Consider the following 19,203-nt stretch of genomic DNA (forward strand, 5'->3'; position numbering starts at 1 on the left):
ACTAAGCAGATGGGTCGTGTGGACACTTGGCTGGAGAGTGACGACGGCGCAATCGCTTCGGGCGGTTTTTCGAGGCGGGTTGCTACGCGTCGGAACTGCTTGAGCTTGCTGAAGCCGCATTCCACACGATGTTTCTGGGCGTAGAGATGCTTGTCGAGCGGATATTTGAGCCCCCGTGACCGGTTGTTGGGAATGACAGTCCGCTCTTGGCGGGCGTTGGCTAGGCGTAAGTGGTCCGCGTCATAGGCCGTGTCAGCCATGACGACTTCGGCGGATAATCCCTCTATCAAGGCTGCGGCTTGCGGTGTATCATCGTTCTGACCCGCAGTTAGTGTGAACCGCGCGGGCATCCCAAGCCTCGAACGACCATGTGGATCTTGGTGCTCAGGCCATCGCGAGAACGGCCGATGGCTCGATCTTCAGGCCCTTTTTTTAGCCGCGGCAGCGTGCTGATGGGCTCGGACGATGGTGGAATCAACGATCAGGTATTCGAAGTCCGGATTAGCGGACATCGCCTCGAAGATGCGCCACCAAACAACCTGGGTGTTCAGCGACTGAAGGGCTGGAAAACGCTGTTCCAATCGCCAAACAGCTCTGGAAGATCACGCCAGGGAGCACCGTGCGCACAATCCAAAGGACGCCCTCCACGACATCCGGTGGTCGCGTCTCGTCGATCCCCTTTGATCGGGCCGGCCGATGATCAGTGGCCCTATCCGATCCCACGCCGCGTCGCTCAAGACCAAGCCGTCCATCACACCAAGACTGTCCCCCAAAAAGCAGCCTTGAATCTGATTACCGCCTCAAGGGAATCCCCAAAAGTCCACAGCACCTAATCCTAGAGAGCCCCTCGCCGCGTCCGATTAGCGGCCGAGCTAAAGGCATCATCCCGTGCGCTCCCCCGGAATCAACAAATGAGACCGCAAGGCCATCGATCGGGCGAGCCGTTTTGTGGCGCTCCTCGCGAGAAAGCTGCACCATGATCCTTTGAGGTGTTTTGCGGACTTACAACTGCGCGCTCGGTTGTAGTCAATGCGGCACGCTAAGGTCTCCGCTTGATCGTAGGCGCGCGCATGATGCTGCCCTGACGCCGGACGGCTGAAGAGCGCTGGGTCGTCAGGTTCTCGACAGCTCCCCCATAGCAAAGTGTGGTCTCCGGACGCCCGAAAGACGGCTGATGACACCGGAAGAACATTGGAGTGCCCGATGCTCAGCTGCTTGGAAGCGGCCCCTTGGGAACGTACGGTGGTTTGTTGTTGAGGTCCGACGTCCAGAAGCAGATTCGCAGTTGAAGCCTTGATCGTTCTCGGTCTGCCGGCTGAAATTCCACATCAGATCCGAGCCTAGCTTCGGATCGGCCTAAATTTTCGAAAGTGAGAACGGATGGATTTCCCTTTAACTAACCGACTACATCAACAATCGGGCAACGCGGACCCGCAGGAGAGGACACCGGAGTTCTCGTCCGCAGATGCGGCGGCCTTTAGGCGCCAGCTGGGCGAATTTGCCAATTCAGACCCTCGCAGGCAGCCCCCACTGATCCAGTCGGCGCGCCACCACCGGAACCTATGTCCATGACGCAACCGCCGCTGGGAGGACTACTCCCGAGTAGTCGCAAGGTAGCGGCGGTAAGGCGATGCCGGGCATTTCGGTGCCGCAGCCGCTCCAATCAAGTGGGGTTTTCGTCCGTCGCAGAAGGCAGCCTCTTTATGCCGAGGATGCGCCCCTCATTTGGGGCTTGAGACGCACTCAAGAAGACGGCCACTGAGCGCACCGCCAAGGGCCATGTAGATTATCTTCTCGGCTTGGGCCGCTGGCTCTTTGATAACAACAAGCAGGCCATCGCCGGTCGACTCAATGACGCTTCGCTCAACGATGATGTCCGGCAGTTCATAGGCGACAGCGACGACAGGAGGAGAGTCCTTACCGCGCTAAATTATCTCCGGGCGTCCCAATCCCCGAGCGGTGTGCCGCCGATCGCCGGCATTTGACAGTTCAGCTGCCAAGCGGAAGGAAGTCGGGGTCATGACGCTCCCGATCGAATTTCAGTCGGCCCCCGTTGTCGATCTGTTCGAGGGAGCCCGCGCCGGCTTCGAGCTCATCGAGGATTTCCTCTCGGTGATAACGGTCTGCTTGATGGCGTCACCACAGCGACGCTCTGGCGCGAGACACTCAGGTAACTACATCCCGAGGCGCGCGAACTGCATCGACGCGTGCTCCGCCTCGGGAAGGGGGTGCCACGGGGCAATGCTCAACAACGACTTACAGAACGCAGGCGTAAGCTTGCCACGGTGAATCACAACGTTCTCGTGCCCCGTCGCAGCTCGAGCGCTCTGCCAATGCCGATTGTAGCCACGCTGTTCATTGGACTTCACGTGGCAAGCGGCGAAGTCGGCGTCACCCAGCGACGCCAACTGCCACGCATGTACCGGCCGCTTCGTATGGATGTGCACCCACATCGGGCTTGGCATCGCACCACTACGCAGCGCCTTGGGCTGCAGCTTGATCTCGAACAGCGTCCCTGGCTCGCCCTTCAAGGCGCGCGGTGGATCCACAGACGCCAGTTCCTCGGCCGCCCGCAACTGTTCAAGGTACTTCTGCGACGGAAACGCGTAGGTCTTCATGCAATCGATCGTGATCGCCGCCTTTCGCGCGTTCAATGAGTTTGTCTGTCCCTGAACCTCGGACAACATCGCCTTAAGCCGGACTATTTTTTCGTGCACTTCGGGCACTTGCGCAGGCGTGAGTAGGCCACGTCGGCGAGGCTCCTCCAGCGCGGCTACACAGGCCTCAATCTCGGCGGCCTGCGTCTGCAGGCGCTTAACGACGAGATCCACGACGTGGTCGGCGTCCTCGGGCTTCATCTGGCGCGCTTGCGAGACGGCGCTTTGCTGAGCCGGCAGATCGAACTGCAGCAGCTCGTCCAATCGCTTGAGTAATCCCGTCAGTGCGTTCCTGGAGGGCGGAGCCTGCCACATCTCCAGGTGCCCGGTCGCCGATGATGACGCCCTCGTGCGTGCCTCCTCTGCACTCGCGAGTTTCTTCGTACCCAGATCCGAGAGTACGATAACCTTGGCTGTCGGGGCCGTGGCAGCGTCGGGCCTGGCGAGCTGCGGCTCGCGCAGCCCGGCAGTTGAACTCCTCTCGCCTGCGGCCGGTGCGCGCTTGCCTTTCCCCTTCCTGCGCGCCGCGTGGCCCTCAGCCAATAAGACGGTATTTTCCGGTATCGCAGCCTGGGCAGGCGGTTCAATCAGGACTGGCCTCTTTGGCTGCACTGCCAAAAGCCGCGTGACTTCGTGCGCGGTGACCCATGCACCTTCCACGATCTGGTCCAACAGTTCCAATGGAAGGTCGGCACCTGTTCCGGCATCCCTTAGCCGGGCAACGATGCCGTTCACCCCTAACGCAAATTCCGAAAGCCGCTCCATGACTCCTTCCAGAACGGTGCAGTGCTCTGCGTCGAGTGCCGCTCCGTTGCTGTTTAGAACCGCGTCGGCCGTCGAGAGGAATGCCGGAAAAACATCCTCGATGAAGGTTCCGAGCAGACGCACCCGCCCGTTCTCACCCATGAGGATTTCCCTCACGGCTGGTCCGAACGTGCTCGCCTGCGGCTCAATCATGAGCTGCGCGAGAGCGATCCGCGATTGCAGATACATGCACTTCGTATAAAGTGCCCAGCCGGTATGCAGCCGTAGTGCGGCCTCTTCGGGCTTCCGCATCTCGGGCGTGGTGCTTGGCAAGTTGGCAGTGGCCGCGCAGACGGACTGCATCCGTTCCGAGCGCAATGCCTTCTTTCCCCACCACTCCATGCAGGCCAGGTAGTGCTTCGCCACGCCGGAAACCGCTCGGCTCAGTTGGCCGGGCGGCGCGTTGGATTGGCGCATCTGGTCGAGCACGGCTGCTGCTTTCTTCCTGCTCGCCTCCAAGTCGTGGATAATCCAGGTGGCCACGGCGTTGCATTCGTCCGCCGCATCGAGCGTCTCGTCGCGGAGTCGGCGAGCCTGCTTGTCGGACAGAATGCTACGCGCCATATCTCGGGGCAGGCCCGCGTAGTAGTCCAGAACTGCTGAGCCTGCCTTGACGACTTGATCGATCAGCTCTTGCGCCTCCGACGGGTTCCGGGCTTGCGTGGCCACATTACGACAAGCATCAAGGTCCTCAAGCAGGCTGCGCATTTTTCGCTTTGCTGCCTTGTTCTCGTCGCCTCTTGGGGCTGCCACACCCGAAGTTGGTGGCTGGCTCACGAGCGGCGCCGTTCTATCTTGGGGCCCGGAGCGCATCCGCTCCACGACGGAGTCGAATGATTGCCTGCCTTGCCCGGGGGCGGGACCGGGCTCCGGGCTCAAACTGCTCGATCCCCACGTGCTGTCGGCTCCTGCAGCCCCAACGTGCGATTTGCCAGGTCGGTCAATGCCCGTCATATTCCATCTCCGATATGGGCGAGAATGCGCAGCCTGTCTGGATAGACAGGCTGGCTGACGAGTAGCTGACGAAGGGCGTTTTTCCGGATGCACAAGAAAACCCAGGTACCGTCGGTTGCAATTCCATGGGGTCTGGCGTGCTGCTGGAGGCAGCGGGGATGACCGCGTCATGTAGGATAGTCAGCTGCAGTGCATCGCCGCGACCTGGTGCTGCCTCGCCGTGACCGCCATAAGGATCCGCGCTGTCAGGCTGCGACAGAATCGGCCGTGACGGCGATTCTTGAGACTCCGCCCTATGCCGGCTGCTTTGTCTATAGGGACTTGGCAAAGACCATCCCGAATACCGGAGCGCCGCCACGAGAATGCTCGCGTCCTGAAACGGACTGGTGGATTGTGGTGAGGCAAAAATACCCGGCGAATATCGATTGGCAGACCTTCGGCTGCCGCACGTCCTGTTCTCCGGGAAGGAGATGCGAGTCCGAAGAGCTTACTGATCCAGCGGTGATGCACCAATCCTGACCAGACGCAGAACGTCGGTCAAAACAACATTTTCTTGCCCCACGTCCGAATTCGAGCAGAACCGATGTTGCGCAGCTCTTTTCCAAAGTACAATCTTGCCGAAGCTGCCGCCCATCCCAGCCCAGTCAGAAGCGGCGCGGGATCGCCTCCAATGTCCTGGTTACATCCTCGCCCAGCTTCGACAACCGCGCCCCGCCACAGCAGGCGCAGGTGGTCGGGGGTATAGAGCGCAATCCGATTGACGCACTTCCACACTGTTTGCCGCGCGGCCCGGGGGGATCGATGACGACGCGCTCGCGTTCGATGTCATCCGGCCAGGCCTTGCGTACCGGCCGCTTGCGCGTGAACGCGCGCACGGTTTGGGTTTTCGCCGCCGCGGCCCGAGCTGCAAGCTCATCCTCGGTCGCCGACATCACCAGATCTTTCAACTGCTCGATCAGCCGCGCCGTGCGTTCGGAGCGCGACCCATGCAACTCGCGTTTCAGCTTTTCGATCCTGAGCTGCAGATGAGCGATCAGCGCTTCGGTGTCGGACAGCTTTGCCTTCGCGCTGGCGGCTTCAGCCACGGCCGCATCACGCTCAGCCTCGACCCTTTTGCCGCGCTTCACGCTCGACCAGCAGCGCCGCCTGGGCTCTCGCGAGGTCCGAAGGAAGATCATCCGACTTCAAATTCATGAAGCCAGGGATGCTTGATCTTGGTTAGCCGATGTTCGATGCCATTCTCTTGGCAGCGCATATCGAACATATGTGTCACGTATCTTGCCGTCGGGCCGTCTGCGTAGCGCGGCGGGAAAGTGAACTGGATCCCATTGTCGGTGATAACCGTGTGGATCTTGTAGGGGACAGCCGCAATCAGAGCTTCGAGGAAGGCCGCGGCGGAGGTCCTTCCCGTCTTCCTGACCAGTTGCACGAAGGCGAACTTGCTGGTGCGATCGATGGCGACGTAGAGGTAGAGCTTGCCTTCAGCGGTCTGGAGCTCAGCAATGTCGATGTGGAAATAACCGATCGGGTAAGCCTTGAACTTTTTCTTCGGAGGCTTGCTGCCTTCGACCTCCGGCAATCGGCTGATGCCGTGGCGCTGGAGACAGCGATGCAGGCATGATCGCGTCAGATGCGGGATGGTCGGCTGGAGCGCATAGAGGCAATCATCGAGCGGCAATAGCGTATGCCGCCGGAAAGCGACGATGATCGCCTCCTCCTCGATGGAAAGCACGGTCGATTTGGCTTCCTTCGGGCCTGTCGGGAGATCGGCGACGGTCTCGCGCTCCTTCCACTTCGCGACGGTCTTTTGGTTGATCCCATAGCGCCTGGCGAGCGCCCTCAGGCTCTCTTGACTATTCTGTATTGCTCGACGGATTGCCTCCGTCGTGGTGGCGCAGCCGTGTAAAACTTGTCCCATAGCGCATCCTTCGAATCGTGCGATAAGAATGCACCATCAAAGCTCGGGACTAAACACCTTGGCCGGAATGGCAGCAAGTTACATCAACGCGACGTCTGTGCCGCGATCACCCACTGAACCTTTGGCGGGCAGCAAGCAGCGGCTCTCCGGCTTGAGCCAGATGCGTCAGTGCGACCACGAGGTGTTACGGATATTGGTGACCAGTGGCCAGTTGCGCGGCGATGGCGGTCTGCCAAGGCGTATCAGCATCATCTCGCGCCATGTATCTGTGTTGCCGATAACCGAGCGCCGGGGAGTCCGGCAAAAAGCCCGGCATCGGCGGGTCGATACAGCGGTTGATCACGCGTCGCCCCGTGCTCTCCTTCGATAAAAACAACTGATCGAAATGACGATAAGATGCAGCTTGCCGAAGCTGCCGCTTTTTTGAGCGTGGCTTTACAAGGCACCAACTCTGCGATCAATACCGAACGTACCAAACCGGTTGCTAATTCTGTGATAAACAAAGCGCCATCTTGACCCAAGGCAACGCTCGTACACGTCGAGCCAGCGCAGGACTGATGCGGAGCGATGCACTCGCCATTCGATGCCAGGACGAAGACGTGGCCCAGCTATGCATGAGCTACGAACAGCGTCCGGCGTCCATTGCCAGCACGTCCGGACCGCTCGTCCCGAAGAATGAGCTAAACCTGCCGATCTTACGGCACACCCCAGACGTTGTCGGACGCGAGAATGCGGCCAGGCCATTCCGCCAACCGTTATTGACGATCAAGGACCAGGAGCCACCGGGTGCAAGCCTGAAGATGCGGCCAAGGAAATGTCGATCAGATAGAGATTTCCCTACGCGTCGAACGACGGCCCTCGATGAAGCAGTCAGCCGGCTTGCCTCCACGGTTGACGTCCGCCCAATCCGAGCGGACTCCGGGCCGACGCAATTTGGCGGGCATGGCCGAAAAGACGCGCGTTTCGATGAACTGCGGCGGTCCCTCAAGGTACATCATGGCGCTTCCTTTAGGCTGCGCCTTGGCTGCCCCTGGTATTTGTAGGCGAACTGCTTGGGCATCGGTCCTTTATTGCGGTCCTTGCGTCCGGTCTGCTCCCATGCATGCGCCAGGATGCCTACCGCGCGTGACAAGCAGAAGATGCCGCGGGCTAGGGGTGCAGCAAAGCCCAGCTCCCCATAGATGACTGCAGTGGCTCCATCGATGTTCATAGGGATGAGCTTGCCGTTGCGCTCGCACATGACGCGCTCGATCGCGCGCGCAGCGCTGGCATAGCGACCCGTGACGGCACCATCACTGATCGCGGCATCGACCAGTGCGAGCAGCGGTTCAGCGCGCGGGTCGACGGGGTGAAACCGGTGACCGAAGCCCGGCAGATATTTGCTGCGCGTGGCGGTGAAATGGTCAATCGCCTCAGCGGCAGCCTCATCGAGGTCCTTGGTCTCGCTGCGTCGCAGGACCTCGTCATAGAGTTCGATCGCCTGCTCCCCCGCTCCGCCATGCACGTCGTCGAGCGTGTTGATCGCCGATGCCATCGCGCCGTTGAGCGGCAGCCCACAACTGACAGCCATCTGCGCGATGGCGATGGAAGGTGCATGCGGGCCGTGATCCACCGATGCAACCAGCGCAGCCTGTAACAGCCGCTCCTGCGCCGGTGTGGGTAGCTCGCCGCGCAGCATCAACCAGATCATCGCGGGGAAGGAGATATGACCAATCAATTCGTCGATCATGTATCCGCGGTAGGTGATCCGCCCGGGGGCAATGTCGCATATGGAGGTCCGCCACCAATAGGCGGCCTGCTCTCGCAGCTCCGTTTCGCTCATTCTGTTTTCCAATCTCGTCAGCCTATGTCCGGCCGAGGCTTGCTTGCGCGCAACTCCCTGCCCGTCACGCTCCATCCGTCGCCGGGCGGACCCGTGGAAAATGCGCTCCTCCTTGATGTGGCGTTCCGGCGGCACCGCTGGCGATAAGGTGCTTAATTTCCGGATAGGTATAACCGAGCCGAGCCAGCCATCGCTCCGTGTCCGCACCGAGCGACGGGGGAGGCGCCGGGACAGGAAACACCTCGTCCAGCCGAAAACCAGGGCGCGTAACGCGTAATGGCAGTTCGCCAGCCCTATCGAGCGGCAGCATCTCGACAAAGCCGCGCTCCAGCAACTGCGGCTCGCGCAAAACTTGCGGAACGGTCAGCACGCAGCCGGCAGGAACGCCGGCGGCGTTCAACAGCGCCTCCCACTCCTCTGCAGGCCTGCAGCTCAAGGCTGCGTTCAACTCATCGCTAAGCACCCCGCGGTTCAATTTACGTGCTTCGCGCTTTGCGAAGCGCGGATCTGTCTTCAGATCCGGCCGGCCGATCAGATCGCAAAGGGTCCGGTACTGCTTCTGCTCGTTTGCGGCTATATTCAGCGGGCCGGTCGCGGTGCGGAACGTGCCGGAGGGTGCGGCCGTGAAATTCTCGTTCCCCATCGGCTGCGGGTCGACTCCGCCGTTCAGGTGATTGGAAACCACCCATCCCATGGCCGCGATTGTCGCCTCGAGCAGCGACACGTCGATGAAGCGGCCCCTGCCCGTTTGCTGCTGCTCGACGAGCGCGGCGGCGATGGCAAAGGCGGCCGTTAGCCCGGCGATGGTGTCGGAGATCGGGAAGCCGGTCCGCAGCGGAGCCGTGGCTGCATCACCGGTAACACTCATCGCGCCGGAAAGGCCCTGGACGATCTGGTCGTAGGCCGGGCGGGCGGACCAAGGACCGTTTTGCCCAAAGCCTGAGATCGCACAATAGATGAGGCGTGGGTTGCGCTTGCACAACGCGTCGAAACCGAGACCAAGCCGCTCCATGACCTTGGGCCGGAAGTTTTCGAGAAGGACGTCGGCCTCGGACACCAGCTTGAAAAACACTTCCCTTCCCGCTTCAGACTTCAGATCGAGCGCCACCGACTGCTTACCGGCGTTGACGCCGACGAAGGAGAGGCCCTGAAGGCGCTCTGCCCTTTGCGGATCGGCGCCAAGGCGCCGCGCGAGATCGCCTCCGTTGGGGTTTTCAACTTTGATAACCTCCGCGCCGAGGCGCGCGAGATGGTAGCCGCAGAACGGGCCTGCCAATACGTTCGACAGGTCGAGGACACGGATGCCGGTGAGCGGCAGGGACATCTGACGAAACCTCCTTTGCCGTATCTTCGGCCGCTGCGATTGTTATTTCAGTTGCTGGACCGCACGTTCAGCGAAGCGATTGGTGAAGGTTTGCTGAGGTCGATGTTGGCCGCGGCGATCCTGGGTCGAAATCGCTCAACACAGCCAGCGCTACCTTGGCCGCCTCGGCGTCCATCAGGCCGGTCTGGGAAAACAGTGCCGTCGACGCCTTCAGGACGTCGATGTTCACCTCGCGATTGTCGGTCTTGTACCCGGCCGGGACCGCGTCAACGAGCTGTTCCGTTGATACCGAGTTGATCCAGCGGTGGGTCTTCAGCAGGGCATTGACCAGGCGCTGCACGGTTTCGGGATTTTTGTCGATGAACGATTGCTGGAGGTAGAGACAGGCGGTCGGATAGATCCCGCTAAAGGCAGTCTTGGAGCCTTCGACCGTGCGCGCATCGAACAGCGGCTTGGCCGCATTCTTCCTCGAGAGCAGCGTCGCAACGGGATCGAAATAGACCAGCGCGTCGATGTTCTTGGCTTCGAGCGCAACCATGCCCGGCGTGCCGCTGCCAACTGCGATGATCTTGACGTCGCGCGGCCCCAATCCTGACTTCTTGATGTAATAGCGTGCCATTGTGTCCGTCGAGGAATCAGGAGCCGTGATGCCGAGCTTCAGGCCCTTGAGGTCGGCGCCGCTCCTCACCTTGTCGGCGAGATCGCTGCGCACCCCGAGAAGAACGCCGGGTATGTCGTTGAGCAGAAAGACGCAGGAGATCTCCTTGCCCTGCGCCTGCATCGTGTGATCATAGAACCCCACGACGCCGTCCACCGAGCCACCAATCAGCGCCTGCAGCGCCTTGGAGCCGCCGGCCTGGAAATTCTCGACAGTAACGTCGAGCCCTTCTTCTTTGAAGTTACCGAGCTTTACGCCCAATTCGAGAGGCATGTAATTGAGAATCTGGGAGCCGACGGCGATCTTCAGTGTCGCCCTTTCAGGTTCGCCGGCGTCAGCCGATAAGAGGCAGAGGCCAACGGCCGCAACACCAAAGATCAATCGGATTAAAAAGCGCATATACTTGGCCAAGCACATGTTCAAGTCTCATGAGGCGGCGCTGGCCGCCAGACCAACAACCTCTTTTCGGCACGATCGACGAGCGCGTCGAGTGCGACCACGAATGCGAACAGCACAATGATTCCGGCGAACACGCCGGTCGCATCGAGCACCCCTTCGGCCTGCGCGATTCAGGTGCCCCAACCCGGCGGATGAGCCGAGATATTCCGCAACCACGGCGCGCATGACCGCCATGCCGACGGACACTCGCAGGCTCGACAGGATCCAGGTGGTGGCAGAGGGCAGATAGACGTGGCGCAACAGCGAGGATTTCGAATCGCGCAGCAGTCGCGTGCTCGCCAGGACGACCGGATTGACCTCGCGCACGCCTAGTAGGAAAGTGTTGAAGAACGCAACGAACAGCACGAGGGTCACGCCGAGCGCAACGTTCGAGGTCAGCCCCAGACCGAACGAGATAACGAAGATCGGCCCCAGCAGGATACGCGGGATCGCATTGAACATGGTGAAGCGCTGAACGACATCAGCGGCAAACGGGCTTAATCCCAGCCAGATCCCAAGCGCAGTGCCGATCGCAATCCCGACGACGAATGATGGGATCGTCTCGACCAGCGTTATGCCAACATCGGCCCAGAAATCCGCGGTCGACGTCCAGTTCCTTATCCTGCCGACCAGGGTCGACGGCGCCGGAAAGAAAAAGGCGTCGATGAGGCCTAATCGCACCCCCAGCTCCCAGATCAGGACAAGAGCGAGAACGATCGCGACTTGCGTGACAACGACCTTATTTCTGCGCGGCATAGCTCCTCTCCACTTCAGCGCCCAAGCAGCGACCAGATTTCGCGATAGAGCGCGACGAACTCGTCCGTGGTCTGCAGCGCGGAGACGTCCCGGGGACGAGGCAGCGTGATCCTGACCTCGCCGTCCATCCGGCTGGCGGGGCCTGCGGACATCACGACGACGCGGGTCGGCCAGCGTGATCGCCTCGTCAAGATGATGGGTGATGAAGATCAAGGAGCGGTGCCCGCCTGATAGCTGATGCGGATAACGCTGCTCAAATCCCGTCAGGCCGACTTTGGCGAGCCACGGCCGAACCTCGGCGCGCGCCTCCTCGAGTGACTTGCCCTGAAAGACAAGCCCAAGCCCAACGTTGTCCTGCGCGGCCTTCCACGGCAGTAGGCCCTCCTGTTGGAGCATGTAGCCGGACTGATCATTCAGTCCCGTGAGCGGCTTGCCGAAGATCTGAACGTCTCCCGACGCGGGTTTTGAGAGACCTGTGACAGTGTTCAGGATGGTGGACTTGCCGCAACCGGTTGGTCCCATGACCGCAACGAACTCCGCGTCGCCTACTTGGAGGTTCACGCTCTTGACTGCGATGAATGCGCCGAAGCGGATCATTACCTCGCGCAAGTCAACGGCCAGCGTTTGGCTGCCCTTCGCGCTTCAGAACTCGTTCTGTTATATGCAATCCATAGTCCTGTGTGTAAGAAGAGTCAATCTATTCTGCCGTACAGAACCGTTTACCTCCTTCTGTAATGGACTTTGGCGTCTTAATCTGGCAGTGGTTCTATTCTACAGAACTGGAGCAGAGATGAGCAAGACAGGAGTTGACGCGGTCAGGAGAGCGCTCGCGATCCTGAAAAGTTTCAACGCGGAGCGGTCTGCGATGACGCTGACGCAGATTGCGGAGATGACGGACCTCTACAAGAGCACAGTACTCCGATTGGCGTCTTCGTTGGAGGCTGACGGCTTTCTCGTCCGCGGCGCGGACCGGTTGTTTCGACCGGGACCGGAGTTGTGGCGTCTTGGGGCGCTCTATCAGCGCGGTCTGGATCTTGGCGAAGTCATCCGGCCATCGCTTCGTCGCCTGGTTGAGTCAACGGGGGAAACTGCATCCTTTTATGTTGCAGATGGCGACGAACGCATCTGTCTTTACCGCGTCAATTCTCCACGTTCAGTTCGACATCATCTCGAAGAAGGCCAGCGATTGCCGATTGATCGCGGCGCCGCCGGGCGAATTCTTACTGCATACCGCGAGCCAACGAACGTAGAAGGGAAGAAGATCCGCGATAAAGGCTTTTATGTTTCGATCGGAGAGCGGGATCCGGAGGTCGCCGCGGCGGCCGTGCCGTTGATGGACGTACACGGCAAACTGAGGGGCGCCCTTTCGCTATCAGCGATCAGGACGCGCTTCGATGCCGACGCCCGCAAGTCGGCAATCGATGCTCTCAAATCGGAAGCCAAGGCCTTAGCGGGGTTGCTGCCTGCGAGCGAATGCTGATCATTGAGGCATCCGCTTTGCGCCATTTGTAAAGAAGTCGACGCGGCTTCGGCAAAGGCTGGCAGTGTCTTATGGCGCAGCATGAGGCAATCAGGCAGTTCCCGACTGTTCAGAGGCAGAGCAGCCACGTTGAACGATCGAGTACAGAGATGATGGACGCGAACGACATTCACATTCGATTCGATGCGCCCGCCATGCTTCGCAAATGGCCCTCCATAAACAATGAGCGCCGTGCAGACAGAAGCACCTATCTGCTGGCGGAAGGCACGCTGGACGACTGCATACGAGAGTTTATGACCAAGCCTGAGGCCACACGTCATCTTTACGAAATCCACACAGCGCCACAGCCTCCGCTCTTAACGAAAGTCTTGTCAGCCGATCACATCACGGAGCTCGCCAGATTCCGAAGTTTCCTCTGATCGGGTTGTTCCTGTCGGCACTTCTGGGTCAGGCGAGGGTCAGCCTCAAAATCGATGTTCGGGGGACACGCAGCGCGCAACGCACGCCGAATGAATTAGTCTCAGATCAAGGACAATAATTCCGCTTCGCCCTCGAAAGCAGAGCTGAGCGTAGGTGCCGCTTTCGTCCTTGAGACCGGCTGGAGCATAGGCTCTTACTCAATCAGAAGCGATCATGCAGCTGCCGGCTGCGCGTCTTGTCGCCGGCCGTCTCAGCCACGAACTGTCCCGGTCCTCGCGGCGGGCCCTCGGGCTGCCGTCGCCCGATCGCCATGATGGCGGTGCCCATCGCGCTGGAGCTGAGGGTGATGATGAAGCCGAACAGGAGCAGCCCGAGCGCGATGCCGGGGGTGTTATCGGCCAGGATGAGGTCTCGTATGTTGCCGGGATTGAGCAGCATGAGGCCACCGACCAGGAGCACCGCCAGCGACACGCCCGCGGCAAAGTTGATCGCGAGCAGCCGTAACAGCGGCGCTTCGAAAACAAGGGACCTGGGCGGCGACGGCGCCTCTTCCTGCATGTCGTCCTCCATCGCAAGAAAGCTTTCGCATTTTTCGACCGATCGACCGCCGGCTCGGCTGGTGAAAGACTCCGCTCGCGGCATTCACACCATGCGACAATAAGCATCAGGCGGCCGACCGCCACCTCGCCGTCCTCGAAATTGCTCCCCGAACGTCTGCACGGCCACCACACGCCGCGCGACGTGGGCACGTCTTCGTTCTAGAGCGGCACGTCGAAGGTGACACTTGGATGGCGTATGATGCGAACTCAGGTGGGCGCTCAACAAGAATCCACGCCCGCTCACTACGAGGCTACACCATGTCAATCCGCACAGGGCGTGACCGCCAACTGCTCAGATTCAGCGATGCGGAAATGGGCGACAGGCCGCACTCCGGCCCGTCGCCTGTAAGTTAAGCGCGCATTGATAATGAAACGCCTAGCTTTGCTGCCATCACAGTGGTGGCACCGGGAGTTCGCTTTAGCGCCTTTGCGATCTTGGCGACGCCTGACTTTGCTTTTGCCATCGTCTTCATTTTTCGAACATCGTCTTTTGTCCACGCGCGGCGAACTACTTTCTTTGCTTTTGCCATTCTTTCTCCGAATCGGATTGGGGCAGAGCCGGGCTTCTATCATGACAGTCTGCGGCGACAATGAACAAGCTTCTATTGCGAGAATGTGAATGCGACTTCGCCGGCTGACAGCTAAATATGTGATCTGGATTACTGTTGTCGGTCGCAAGAACGGGCATGTACCTCTTATTTCAAGGGGACCAGCATGGACGACCGATTTTACATGAATAGAGCGCGCCTCGTGGCGCTTGCGGACGAGGCAGACCCCTTGATTAAGAACGGGTTGCGAACAATTACGACGGCATGACCAGAGCGCAGACAACGCGCGGTCACGCGAAAAAGAAGCCGGCGCAAAGTTCTAATGTCGAGAGTCGGGACGCAGATTAGCTGACTCTACTGGGGATCCTTTACTCTGTAGTGTTTTAGGGGCATCGAGCGGCGGGCCGGAAATTATTCATATCTGCAAAATGGGCGACTCGATCTGCCTCAAAAACTGGCAAGACTTCAGGCAGCATGTATCCAGACTTGGCGCCGTGGGCGAATTCTCCGCCCGTGAACCACCACGCGCAATTTTTGGCCATCTCTCCGCCATCACATCATCACTTCACGTGATCCAACAGCAGCCAGCGAGAGCAACCGTTGGCCTGTCCAGTCCATCATGGCCAAACTTGGGCGAGCTAAAGCAACAAAGGCGACGGCTTAATACGCGTTCAGAAAAATCGGTCACACCAAAAAAGTGATGCGAAAATCCAGTCACCGGAAAATGATCGCTGTGTTCTTCTCCGATCTCACCACGCTCACAATGATCCTCGGCTCTTTCAGCTGTCCCATAATACTCGAAGCTTTCTTAGCTTTCACTGGAGAGAGGAGCGAACGCCGTGATTGAATGAATCGGCGCAGAGCTTTCTTCCCTGCCACTCGTTTTTATCTTGCGGTCACCAACCTGGTATCGAGAACCAAACTCACAAAGGCGGATGTCAGGCACGCGCTGTTCCGAAGCACGCCGCGGCTAGCTGCACGAGACCGCCGATTCTGATTCAATAGCGGCGGCGGAGAAGGATGAACAGCCGAGCACAGGAGGGATCGATAGCGATGACGGATGAGCCCCGCCAGAAGCGGAACCTGATTCCGTTGAAAAAGGCGTTGGAGCGGGGCGGTTTCGGCCGGACCAAGGCCTACAAGCTGATCAAGAAGGGAAAGATCGTCGCCTACAAAATGGAGGGCCAGACCATGGTCGATGCCGATTCCATCGACGCCTATCATATGACCCTCCCTCGCATTGAGCCGAGTAAATGAAGACAGGCTCCTAGCTACTTTCCGGCGCAAAAATCGCGGCTCTGAAGGGGCGGGGTCAACCACGCAGACAACGAGAAGCCCCGCGGGGCCGCGGGGCGATGAGAGGGCAAGATTGGCGCTGGAAGTGGACTACCTTTGGAGTGACTGCTCTTCCATCACGCGACCGATGCTCATGAGGTTATCGGCGACAACGCCAAGCCCGACCCAGCGCTTCATTCCAGTGCTGCCTTTGTAGCGGCAGCGATCGAGCCCGTGCCGCCGTTTGGCCACGCTGATGCGCCCCTCGCATCCGGTCCGCCATTTCTGGCCGTTGCGGAACCAACGCTTCTTCTGCTCGCGCTTGCGCGCGACGCTATGGATGGAGCGATTGGGGATGCAGACGCGTTGACGCCGCTCGCCTTCGCCGCGGCTTCATTCCTGGCGGAATAGAACCCGGCGTCTGCTGCGACCAGACGTGGCGTGCGACCGAGCTTGGCTTGGTGGATTTCGATGGCCGGAACCAACAGGTCCGAATCGCTCGGCCGCCGATCGTAGACTTCGTAGTCGATCACGATCTGGTTTTCGGCCTCCTGCAGCTTGACCATCTTGCCGAACTCGTTGGGCTTGCCGGCCTTGCCCTTGCGAATGATCTCCGTCGAGGGCTCGAACACGCTGAAGAGCTTGTCCTCCGCCCGCGTGTTGCCGCAGAAGATGCGTTCGTCGCACCGAGCGACATCATCGTTTCCAGCTCCTGCCGCAAGCCTTGCAGCGCCAGCCGCTTGAAGATGCCCTTGGCCCGCTTCACGCCGGCGGCGATCTCATGGGAGAAGCGCTTCGCTTGCCCCACCACACGGCTCGTCGAGTTCAACAGCCGCCGGTAGCCTTGCTTGAGCTTCTCGCGATTGAGCGGTCCTTTGGCACGTGCGGTTCGCGCGATATCGAGCAGGCGCAGTTTTACGCTTCGCGTTCGGTCGCGCAGTTTGGTTCCGGCCGTGCCGACGATCTTGGTGACCTTCTTCATGGTGCGGATCAACACCCTTACCCCGTCGCCCAGCAACGTGCTGTCGGTCGGGTAATGGATGTTGGTCTCCACCACCGTCGTATCCACGCGCATTCTGCGTCCCTGCGTCCCCCTCGTTGCTGCGCGATTTGCACGATCCGGTCGTGGATCTGCCTGATTGTTTCCGGATCCACAGCCAGGCCCCAGCGTCCCATCGTCTTGGCGTCCGGCGTCTTGCCGCCGCCCACCCGGGTGAAGTCGCGATACACCAGATTGGCGCGCACTTCGCGTTCCAGCACGTGATAGCTCCAGTTGCGAACGTGCTTGAGGATCAACAATCGCAACACCATCTCGGCCGGCGCCCCCAGCCGACCACGACCACGACTCTTGGGATGTCGTCTCGCCAGCGCCTCGTACACCGCACCGACGATCTGTTCATCCGCCAGAACCCGGTCAGCATGGGTCATCCAGCCTTCGCGAAGATCGCTCACTTCCCCGGCGATCAAGCCGTCGCCGAAGCTCAGTTGCGCTCTGCGCATCTCAATCACGTTTCTTCCTCCCCGCGGCAGCGCCGCATCAGGGCGCAACAGGTGGTGATTGAGCTCGCAGATCGCCTCGATCGCGTCTTTCAGCTTCTGGTAGTTGTCCAGCCAACGGCGCACCTCGGCAACGCGCTCGCGCCGCACGCTGAACTGGCGCACGCGTCCGCCCGCATAGCTTACCGTCAGGACATGCACCTGGTGCCCTTCGCCGCGCGCGCATTTCGGGCAGCCGCTCTTATGACGAACCGTGCGCTCCAGCAGCGAGCCGCGCAGCAGTTCGCCGGTGACCGGCAGCTTCCCGACAAGCTTCTCACGCGTTTGTGGGCTCGATTACGAATCATTCATAAGAATGAATCAATGCTGCCGCTTCAAGTCAACGCCAAGCCGTCCGACCTTGCAGTTTTCGCCACAGCGAGCGATTCTGGCAGCCGGACAAGGCCGCCGATTTTTGCGCCGGAAAGTAGCTAGTTTGCGCAGCTTTCAACGATTGCCTTGATCGGCAGAATCTTTTTTGGAACGGCAAAGTTATCGATCCGATCAGCCCAATGCTGCATCAGCTTGGTGCGCGAGCCGATCAGGGCCAGCGGTCCGTGCCGTTTGTAAATCGCCTTTACCGAGTCACTTTCGAGATGCGCAAGTTGCAACTCGATGACGTCCCCATCCCACGCCTTGGCTTCCTTAATCTCCTCATGGTGACAAAGGGTCGAGAACGTAGTGCGGAAGCCATGGGCGCAATGTTCGGTCTTGGTGTCGATGCCGAGCGCACGCAGCCGACAACAGAGCGTTCTACCGGACAAGGGTGTATCTTCGGCACAAGCGAACACGTAGCGCCGATTACCGGTGATTTTCCGCACGCGTCGCAGGATAGCGAGGGCTTGTCGCGACAGTGGCACGACATGGTCCCAGCCGGTCTTCATCTTAGCAGCAGGAATAGTCCACCGTTCGGTATCCCAGTCGACTTCTGACCATTCCATGTTGTTGATCATGCCGGGGCGCGGAATGGTCAGTGCATCGAGCCGAAGGGCATCACCGACCACGTCGCCAAATCTGGCCTTCGCCCATGTCGGCATGATCAGCCTGAACAGGCGAACCACATCCTGCGGATCAGTGACGCCGGGCCGAGGCGTCGAGACGTTGACAACAAGCTGCATCTTGCAGGCGCGGAACGGATTGTAGCCATCCCCTTCGAGGTCAGCGTAGTCGCAAACTTGCGAACCGATACTGTGAACTCGGTCACGGGTCTCTAGTCTGCCTTCAGCCTGCATCGCCCGAAAGAAGGCGAGAACGTCGGGGCGCTTGATGTCTTTCCGATAGAGCTTTCCGAAACGATCCTTCAGATAACCAGCCCATCGTTCGAGCAGCGCGATGGTTTCAGGACTGCGCACTGTGACACGTCTGCCGCGCTTGATCTTCTCGGTCTTCTTCTCTGCGAGCCATTCATCGATCCACACGCCGAAAGGGCGTTCGGCCGCCTGACGATGTCTTTCGAACTGCTTTTCGACGGAGGGATCGACTGGTGGGTCTTGGGCGAGCAGCGCCTTTGCGGCGTCGCGCTTCTGACGTGCAGTGGCGAGTGAGAAGGTGCCGTCGTTGCCATCGCCGTAAGGCCCGATCGAGTAGGTCTTCTGTCGGCCGTGAAAGCGATAGGCCATCTGCCAGAGCTTGGAGGCGGCTTTGCCCGGCCTGTTCAGGTCCGGCTTGATGAAGAGGTAGAGCCCGCCGCCTGTCACGTCAGAAATCTTGGTAGCCGTCCAAGCGCCGTTCTCGAATTTCGGTTTGGCGGCGCGACAGTCGACGTCGGTCCTGATCTGCTCGGGGTTCGCGTGCTCGCCAACCTGACTGCGTGCCATCTGTTTCGATTCTCGCGCCTCGGAAGATCGGAATTGTGCGGCGACGTTTGTTCTTCCGATACCAACAAGAATACCAACAAAATCGGCGGCTGGACGCGAATAAGAACAAACAGTGCCGAACGGCAATGTACGCGAAAACCCCTGTTCTTCAAGGGTTTCTGAGCATGTGCGAATGCCAGCGAACATCTTAGGACATC

General features: G+C 59.9%; 13 protein-coding genes and 7 pseudogenes. 5 read left to right on the forward strand and 15 right to left on the reverse strand.

The window, feature by feature from the left end:
- Positions 1-56: 56 nt before the first annotated feature.
- Together ACFXS9_RS04480 and ACFXS9_RS04485 are read right to left on the reverse strand one after the other, a co-directional pair.
- A pseudogene (locus ACFXS9_RS04480) lies at positions 57-752 on the reverse strand (IS5 family transposase); the annotation flags it as partial.
- Positions 753-2,174: 1,422 nt separating this feature from the next.
- Positions 2,175-4,415 (reverse strand): hypothetical protein, encoded by a 2,241-nt coding sequence (locus ACFXS9_RS04485; RefSeq protein ID WP_392685454.1) that lies wholly within the window; start codon positions 4,413-4,415, stop codon positions 2,175-2,177.
- 207 nt (positions 4,416-4,622) lie between these two features.
- Here ACFXS9_RS04485 and ACFXS9_RS04490 point away from each other — a divergent pair, with 207 nt between their 5' ends.
- On the forward strand, positions 4,623-4,934 hold the full coding sequence (locus ACFXS9_RS04490) for a recombinase family protein (RefSeq protein WP_392687269.1): 312 nt from the start codon (positions 4,623-4,625) through the stop codon (positions 4,932-4,934).
- 128 nt (positions 4,935-5,062) lie between these two features.
- Here the strand turns inward: ACFXS9_RS04490 and ACFXS9_RS04495 are convergent.
- The 8 genes and pseudogenes from ACFXS9_RS04495 to ACFXS9_RS04530 all read right to left on the reverse strand — a co-directional run.
- Positions 5,063-5,609, reverse strand: a pseudogene (locus tag ACFXS9_RS04495) (IS66 family transposase zinc-finger binding domain-containing protein); the annotation flags it as partial.
- Positions 5,610-5,613: 4 nt separating this feature from the next.
- Positions 5,614-6,333: pseudogene (locus ACFXS9_RS04500) on the reverse strand (DDE-type integrase/transposase/recombinase); the annotation flags it as partial.
- Positions 6,334-6,517: 184 nt separating this feature from the next.
- Positions 6,518-6,676, reverse strand: coding sequence for a hypothetical protein (locus ACFXS9_RS04505; protein WP_392685457.1), 159 nt, complete (start codon positions 6,674-6,676; stop codon positions 6,518-6,520).
- 651 nt (positions 6,677-7,327) lie between these two features.
- Entirely contained in the window at positions 7,328-8,155 is an 828-nt protein-coding gene (locus ACFXS9_RS04510) for a citryl-CoA lyase (protein WP_392687272.1), read from the reverse strand.
- Positions 8,156-8,219: 64 nt separating this feature from the next.
- On the reverse strand, positions 8,220-9,479 hold the full coding sequence (locus ACFXS9_RS04515) for a CaiB/BaiF CoA-transferase family protein (RefSeq protein ID WP_057841627.1): 1,260 nt from the start codon (positions 9,477-9,479) through the stop codon (positions 8,220-8,222).
- A 67-nt stretch (positions 9,480-9,546) separates the two neighbouring features.
- Complete coding sequence (locus ACFXS9_RS04520; protein ID WP_392685460.1) at positions 9,547-10,410, reverse strand: ABC transporter substrate-binding protein; 864 nt, start codon at positions 10,408-10,410, stop codon at positions 9,547-9,549.
- A gap of 146 nt (positions 10,411-10,556) precedes the next feature.
- Positions 10,557-11,331, reverse strand: a pseudogene (locus ACFXS9_RS04525) (ABC transporter permease).
- Positions 11,315-11,928, reverse strand: a pseudogene (locus ACFXS9_RS04530) (ABC transporter ATP-binding protein). The pseudogenes ACFXS9_RS04525 and ACFXS9_RS04530 overlap by 17 nt, the downstream one beginning before the upstream one ends.
- A 193-nt stretch (positions 11,929-12,121) precedes the next feature.
- Here ACFXS9_RS04530 and ACFXS9_RS04535 point away from each other — a divergent pair.
- Positions 12,122-12,811 (forward strand): IclR family transcriptional regulator, encoded by a 690-nt coding sequence (locus tag ACFXS9_RS04535; RefSeq protein ID WP_057841628.1) that lies wholly within the window; start codon positions 12,122-12,124, stop codon positions 12,809-12,811.
- A 149-nt stretch (positions 12,812-12,960) separates the two neighbouring features.
- A complete protein-coding gene (locus ACFXS9_RS04540; RefSeq protein ID WP_392685463.1) occupies positions 12,961-13,230 on the forward strand; it encodes a hypothetical protein in 270 nt (89 codons plus the stop codon).
- Between the two features lie 202 nt (positions 13,231-13,432).
- On the opposite strand, the gene ACFXS9_RS04545 is transcribed toward ACFXS9_RS04540, so the two are convergent.
- Positions 13,433-13,801, reverse strand: coding sequence for a hypothetical protein (locus ACFXS9_RS04545; RefSeq protein ID WP_392685466.1), 369 nt, complete (start codon positions 13,799-13,801; stop codon positions 13,433-13,435).
- Between the two features lie 379 nt (positions 13,802-14,180).
- Positions 14,181-14,360 carry a hypothetical protein gene (locus ACFXS9_RS04550; protein WP_082637292.1) on the reverse strand — a complete coding sequence of 60 codons (180 nt, stop codon included), beginning with the start codon at positions 14,358-14,360 and terminating at the stop codon, positions 14,181-14,183.
- 1,071 nt (positions 14,361-15,431) lie between these two features.
- On the opposite strand from ACFXS9_RS04550, the gene ACFXS9_RS04555 reads away from it, so the two are divergent.
- The gene (locus ACFXS9_RS04555; protein WP_057841629.1) at positions 15,432-15,635 is read left to right on the forward strand and encodes a hypothetical protein; all 204 of its coding nucleotides are present in this window, start codon (positions 15,432-15,434) and stop codon (positions 15,633-15,635) included.
- A gap of 129 nt (positions 15,636-15,764) precedes the next feature.
- Here ACFXS9_RS04555 and ACFXS9_RS04560 read toward each other — a convergent pair.
- Together ACFXS9_RS04560 and ACFXS9_RS04565 are read right to left on the reverse strand one after the other, a co-directional pair.
- A pseudogene (locus tag ACFXS9_RS04560) lies at positions 15,765-17,153 on the reverse strand (ISNCY family transposase).
- Between the two features lie 102 nt (positions 17,154-17,255).
- Positions 17,256-17,450 (reverse strand): annotated as a pseudogene (locus ACFXS9_RS04565) (hypothetical protein); the annotation flags it as partial.
- Here ACFXS9_RS04565 and ACFXS9_RS04570 point away from each other — a divergent pair.
- Positions 17,394-17,624 (forward strand): hypothetical protein, encoded by a 231-nt coding sequence (locus ACFXS9_RS04570; protein ID WP_057846842.1) that lies wholly within the window; start codon positions 17,394-17,396, stop codon positions 17,622-17,624. The pseudogene ACFXS9_RS04565 and the gene ACFXS9_RS04570 sit on opposite strands and share 57 nt — an antisense overlap.
- Here the strand turns inward: ACFXS9_RS04570 and ACFXS9_RS04575 are convergent.
- Positions 17,621-19,006 (reverse strand): tyrosine-type recombinase/integrase, encoded by a 1,386-nt coding sequence (locus ACFXS9_RS04575; protein ID WP_392685470.1) that lies wholly within the window; start codon positions 19,004-19,006, stop codon positions 17,621-17,623. The two genes, ACFXS9_RS04570 and ACFXS9_RS04575, sit on opposite strands and share 4 nt — an antisense overlap.
- Positions 19,007-19,203: the final 197 nt, after the last annotated feature.

This window comes from Bradyrhizobium sp. RDI18, assembly GCF_043203335.1.
Lineage (GTDB): Bacteria > Pseudomonadota > Alphaproteobacteria > Rhizobiales > Xanthobacteraceae > Bradyrhizobium > Bradyrhizobium retamae.